This is a genomic window from Mesorhizobium sp. M7A.F.Ca.CA.004.04.2.1, from assembly GCF_004022825.1.
Classification (GTDB): domain Bacteria; phylum Pseudomonadota; class Alphaproteobacteria; order Rhizobiales; family Rhizobiaceae; genus Mesorhizobium.
On record NZ_RZPH01000344.1, the window covers coordinates 1 to 5,498 of the forward strand.

Below are 5,498 nucleotides of genomic sequence, written 5' to 3' on the forward strand. Positions count from 1 at the left end.
ACCGTCGGCACCTTGTCCCTGTCGCTTCGATCCGCCAGCGAAGGCGGTGACGGCAAGAACGGCGTCACCACCATCTCCTCCTTCGGCGGATCGGTCGCCTCGGATGTGCAGGCCGCGGCCGGCTCGGTGTTCGACGCCGTCACCAAGGAGCCGGAGAAACCGAAGTTCAAGACGGTCATCGTAACGCGCGGCACGAAGGCCGAGGAATACCAGGTTCCTTCGCGGGACCAGAAATAAGCCAGTGGGGACTGGGTGAGGGACGGGACAATGTTCGGGCTGTTCACATATCGGGTCATGGGGCGGTTGCGCATTTTGCGTGCGGTGGCTGTCGCGTCTTCGCTGGCTGCTGCCGCGATGCTGGCTTTCGGCGCCTCGGCGAGAGCTGACAACGACATCGTCTATGTGTCGTCGACCAAGAATGCGTCGATCAAGGTTGCCAAGGGCAAGCCGAAGACGATCATGACCAGTGCCGCCTTCTACCAGATCGTCATCGGCGACCCGGAGATCGCCAACGTCAATCCGCTGACCGACAAATCCTTCTACGTGCTCGGCAACAATCTCGGCACTACCGGCATTGCGCTGTTCGATGAGAAGAAGCAGCTTGTCGGCACCGTCGACATCGAGGTGACGCTCGACACAGACCAGCTGGCCAGCACCATTCGGGCCAGCGTGCCGGATGCCAGGATCAAGGTCGGATCGGCCAACGGCCGGGTCGTGCTGTCGGGCGAGGCGGATGACGCGGTCGCCGCCGAAAAGGCAAACAAGATCGCGACGCGCTTTTCCGGCACCGAGGAGGTCATCAACTCGGTCAACATCTCATCGTCGCAGCAGGTCCAGCTCAATGTCCGTTTTGTCGAGATCAACCGCCAGGCGGGTCAGGATCTGGGCGCCAAATACGCCGCCAATTTTGCCTACGGCCTCGGTGGCCGCGACGTCTCGATCGATCCGGGTACAGTGCCGGCCGCCGGCACCGGCGAGATCATCGGCAGGCTTTTGTCGAACGGCGTGTCGATCGATATCGCCATCAAGGCGCTAGAAGAGCGCGGCCTGGCGCGGCGGCTGGCCGAGCCGAACCTGATCGCCCGTTCCGGCCAGACAGCGAGCTTTCTCGCCGGCGGCGAATTCCCGATCCCGGTCTCCGAGGACGACGGCAAGATCTCGGTCAGCTACAAGAAATACGGCGTCAGCCTGGATTTCACGCCGACCGTCCTCAAGGATGGGCTGGTCAGTCTGGACATCGCGCCGGAAGTCTCCTCGATCGACGCGTCGGCCTCCTACAATATCGGGACCATCTCGGTTCCCGGCTTCATCGTGCGCCGTGCCAGGACGTCGGTAGACCTGAAGAACGGCCAGAGCTTCATGATCGCTGGACTGCTGCAGTCGCAAAACGACATCACCACGTCGCGCATTCCCGGCCTCGGCAAGATGCCGGTGCTTGGGGCGCTGTTTTCCTCGAAATCCTATCAGCGGCGCGAGACCGACCTCGTCATCATCGTGACGCCCTATCTGGTCAAGCCGGTCGATCCGGAGAAGAAGCTCGTCGAGCCGACCGATGGCACGCAGCCGGCCAGCAACGCCGACTATTTTCTCAACAACACCGAGGAAGTGAAGGATTCCGATGCCGGTCGCACCGTGGCGCTGGCAGACGGCCGCGTCACTCAACCTGCAGCGGCCGCTTCGGCTGGGCATTTCCTCGACCTGCCGAAGGATTGAAGTCATGCGTCTGGTCTTTGGATCGAGCGTCGCCTTGCTGCTGACCGGCTTTGCCGCCGGCTGCACCAGCGACGACTATGTGCGCAGCGAAGGGCCGACGGCCGGCGCCGGAAATGCGCAGGCCGCCAACACCGTCATGCAGATGGTCGATCCCTGGAAATACGGGGTCCAGAACACCAGGCTCCTGGTGCCGGCCCAACGAGGCAGTGCCGCGGCTGTCACACCCGATCAGGCGGCCGGTGCCAAGGCGTCGCAGTCCAGCACGACCAATTGATCCCACGGGCAAATGATCCAACGGTCGATCGACCTGACAGGCTGACAGAATGGCAAACGGCATCAAGACCAGGAAGATCCTGCTCGTATCGACCGACAGGACATTTGCGCAGGACACGCGCACCGCATTTTCCGCCTCCGAGATCATACAGCTCTCGACAGTGGAGAAGAACGTCACCGAGTTGCGCGGCGAGATCCAGGAAGCCGACTTCGGCGCCATCATCGTCGACATGGATGCGGCAAGGCTGGAGGAGGTCGAGTCGCTGCAGCGCATTATGCGCCGGCTGGAGGACAAGGTTCCGGTCGTCGTCGTCACGCAGGAGTTCAACGCCGCCGCGGTGCGCATTCTGGTGCAGCTCAAGGTCGCGGATTTCCTGGTCAAGCCGATCACCACGGCCGATCTGGTGCGCTCCGTCGTGCGGGCGCTGCAGGGACCCGGGCGCGAGGAAAACACCGAATCGCAGATCTACACCTTCATGCCTGCCGCGGGCGGCGTCGGCACCACCACGCTGGCGCTGCAGACCGCTTTCCAGCTGCATCACTCGGTGACGCGCGGCGCCTCGACCTGCGTCGTCGATCTCAATTTCCAGCAGGGCGCCTGTGCCGAATATCTCGACCTCGAACCGCGTTTCGACATCACCGAGATCGAGAACCAGCCCGAGCGTCTCGACCGGCAACTGCTCGACGTGATGCTGTCCAAGCATGCCAGCGGGCTGTGCGTGCTGGCGGCACCGGCGCATCCAGCAGAGATGCGCTCGTTCAAGACCGATGTCGTGGTGCGCATGCTGGACCTCGTTTCGGCCTATTTCGACAATGTCGTCATCGACATGCCACGCACCTGGTTTCCATGGACGGAAACCGTGCTGCTCGGTTCCAACAAGCTCTACATCGTCGCGGAAATGACGGTGCCGTGCCTGCGCCACACCCAGCGGCTGATCCAGGCGGTCTACGAGACTGCCGGCAAGGAAGTGAAGCCGAACGTCATCGTCAACCGTTTCGAACAGAAGATGTTCGACAACGGCATCAAGCAGGCGGACGTCCAGGAAATTCTCGGCGAGCATTTCGTCGGCGGTATCGCCAACAACTATCGGCTGGTGCGCGAGGCGGTCGATCGCGGCGTGCCGCTGCACGAGATCGATCCCAACGCCAATGTCGTCAACGATCTGAAAAAGATCATCCTGCCGGAGGAAGCGGTCCCAACACGGGCGAAATCGCGCTCGCTGTTTGGCATGGGCCGTGAATTGCTGAAGAGGAAAGCCGGATGACCAGCCGCTTCTCCGCCCTGCAGAACCGCGATGCGCTTCCGCAGCGCGTGCCTGAGACGACGCCGGTCGCCCATCATGCCGTCGTCATTCCGACCAGCCGAAAGGCTTTGCCGGCAAAGCCGGACACAGCGCCGGCAAAGAATGCCAACAAGGTGCTCGATGCGCGCGTGCGTATCCACCGGCTGCTGCTCGAAGAGATCAATCTTGTCGCGCTGGAGCGTTTGCCGAAGGATGAGATGCGCCGGCAAGTGCGTGATTTCGTGTCGGAAAAGACCAAGCAGGAGCGGATGGCGATCAACACCGTCGAGCTTGACGCGCTGGTCGACGACATCGTCGACGAGATGGTCGGCCTCGGTCCGCTCGAGCCGCTGCTCAAGGACCCCGACATCAACGATATCCTGATCAACGGCCACATGAACTGCTTTGTCGAAAAGAAGGGCAAGCTGCAGCCGGTCCACATTCCGTTCAAGGATGAGGCGCATCTTCTGCGCATCGTCAACAAGATCGTCGCCGCGGTCGGTCGCCGTGTCGACGAATCGCAGCCGATGGTCGATGCCCGCATGCTGGACGGCTCGCGCTTCAACGCGGCCATCCGCCCGGTTGCGGTCGATGGGCCGCTGGTGTCGATCCGCAAATTTTCCAAGAACAAGCTCGGCCTGCACAAACTGGTCGAATTCGGCGCCATCACCCAGAACATGGCCGAAGTGCTGGCGGCGGCCGTGCATGCCCGCAAGACGACGATCATTTCGGGCGGTACCGGCACCGGCAAGACGACCATGCTCAATGCGCTGTCGGCCTTCATTCCGGAAGACGAGCGGCTGATCACCATCGAGGACGCGGCCGAGCTCCAACTGCAGCAGCCGCATGTCGCGCGTATGGAAACACGTCCGGCCAACATCGAAGGCCATGGCGAGCTGAAGCAGCGCGACCTGGTCAAGAACGCACTGCGCATGCGCCCCGACCGCGTCATCCTCGGCGAGTGCCGGGGCGAGGAGGCTTTCGACATGCTGCAGGCAATGAACACCGGCCACGAAGGGTCGATGGCGACCATCCATGCCAACACGCCGCGCGACGCCATTTCGCGGCTCGAGCAGATGCTCGGCATGACCGGCATGCCGATGACGGTGCAGTCGATCCGCAGCCAGATCGCCAGCGCGCTCGACCTGATCGTTCAGCTGACGCGCCTGTCCGACGGCAAGCGCAAGGTGACCAGTGTCGCCGAGGTGACCGGCATGGAAGGAGATGTCATCCAGATGCAGGAGATCTTCCGCTTTGTGCGTACCGGCATGGAGGCCGACGGCAGGATTCTGGGCCACTACGAGGCGACCGGCATCCGGCCGCGCTTCCTCGAGGATCTGCGCGCCATGGGCATCGAGTTTCCCGGACGATATTTCGAACCCGGCCGGCCGCAGGAGTAGCCAAGTGTTCGATGGAATGAGCGCTATCTATGTCGTTTATGCCGCGGCCGCGCTGACCGGCATCCTGATCGCCGAGGCCTGCTACCTGCTTTATGCCGGCCGCAGCGACAAGCGCACCGCCATCAACCGGCGCATGAAGCTGCAGGAAAACAAGATCAGCCAGGAGCAGGTGCTTGTCCAACTGCGCAAGGAACGCGGCCTCGACGCAGGCACGCCGCTGTTTTCGCTGGATCGGTTCCGCGCTTTGCGAACCCAGTCGGGCATGATCATGCCGCTGTCGAAATTCCTGATGATCAGCTGCGGCGTGGCGATGGCGATGACCCTGGTCGCCATCTGGTACGGCTTGCCGCCGCTGATGGGGCTTGTGCTGTTTGTGGTGCTTGTGCCGGTGCTGCCGGTGATCACGCTGCGCTTCAAGCGCAAGCGCCGGGTAAAGCGGTTCGGCATGCAATTGCCGGAGGCGCTGGAACTGATCACGCGTGGCCTGAAGGCCGGCCATCCGGTGCCGGTGGCGATCGCCATGGTGGCGCGCGAGATGCCCGACCCGATCGGCACCGAGTTCGGCGTCATCGCCGACGAGGTGACATATGGCTCCGATCTGGTTTCGGCGTTGAACTCGCTGTTCGACCGGGTCGGCCAGGAGGATTTGCCGCTGTTCGTCACCGCCGTCTCGATCCAGACCAGTTCGGGCGGCAATCTGCGCGAGATCCTCGACGGCCTGGCGACGACGATCCGCGAGCGCGGCAAGCTGCGCCGCAAGGTGCGCGCCATTGCGACAGAAGGTCGGATGTCGGCCTACATCCTGACAGAGGTGCCGGCGTTGCTGTTC

5 protein-coding genes and 1 pseudogene are annotated in these 5,498 nt (G+C 62.9%); all 6 read left to right on the plus strand.

Annotated elements, in window-relative coordinates:
• Positions 1-237: pseudogene (locus EN893_RS16640) on the plus strand (Flp pilus assembly protein CpaB); the annotation flags it as partial.
• Between the two features lie 30 nt (positions 238-267).
• Entirely contained in the window at positions 268-1,713 is a 1,446-nt protein-coding gene (locus tag EN893_RS16645) for a type II and III secretion system protein family protein (protein ID WP_127269272.1), read from the plus strand.
• A gap of 4 nt (positions 1,714-1,717) precedes the next feature.
• Positions 1,718-1,987, plus strand: a complete 270-nt coding sequence (locus EN893_RS16650) for a hypothetical protein (protein WP_127269273.1) — start codon at positions 1,718-1,720, stop codon at positions 1,985-1,987.
• A gap of 49 nt (positions 1,988-2,036) precedes the next feature.
• Positions 2,037-3,251, plus strand: a complete 1,215-nt coding sequence (locus tag EN893_RS16655; RefSeq protein ID WP_127269274.1) for a CpaE family protein — start codon at positions 2,037-2,039, stop codon at positions 3,249-3,251.
• Entirely contained in the window at positions 3,248-4,669 is a 1,422-nt protein-coding gene (locus EN893_RS16660; RefSeq protein WP_127270725.1) for a CpaF family protein, read from the plus strand. The genes EN893_RS16655 and EN893_RS16660 overlap by 4 nt, the downstream gene beginning before the upstream one ends.
• Before the next feature lie 4 nt (positions 4,670-4,673).
• Positions 4,674-5,498 (plus strand): type II secretion system F family protein (locus EN893_RS16665; protein WP_164900917.1); only part of this gene is annotated, 825 nt, incomplete at its 3' end.

What these genes read in the sequence shown, in the direction of transcription:
- EN893_RS16650 (WP_127269273.1), top strand. Translation starts at nt 1,718, where the DNA reads ATGCGTCTGGTCTTTGGATCGAGCGTCGCCTTGCTGCTGACCGGCTTT.
- EN893_RS16645 (WP_127269272.1), top strand. Translation starts at nt 268, where the DNA reads ATGTTCGGGCTGTTCACATATCGGGTCATGGGGCGGTTGCGCATTTTG.
- EN893_RS16655 (WP_127269274.1), top strand. Translation starts at nt 2,037, where the DNA reads ATGGCAAACGGCATCAAGACCAGGAAGATCCTGCTCGTATCGACCGAC.
- EN893_RS16660 (WP_127270725.1), top strand. Translation starts at nt 3,248, where the DNA reads ATGACCAGCCGCTTCTCCGCCCTGCAGAACCGCGATGCGCTTCCGCAG.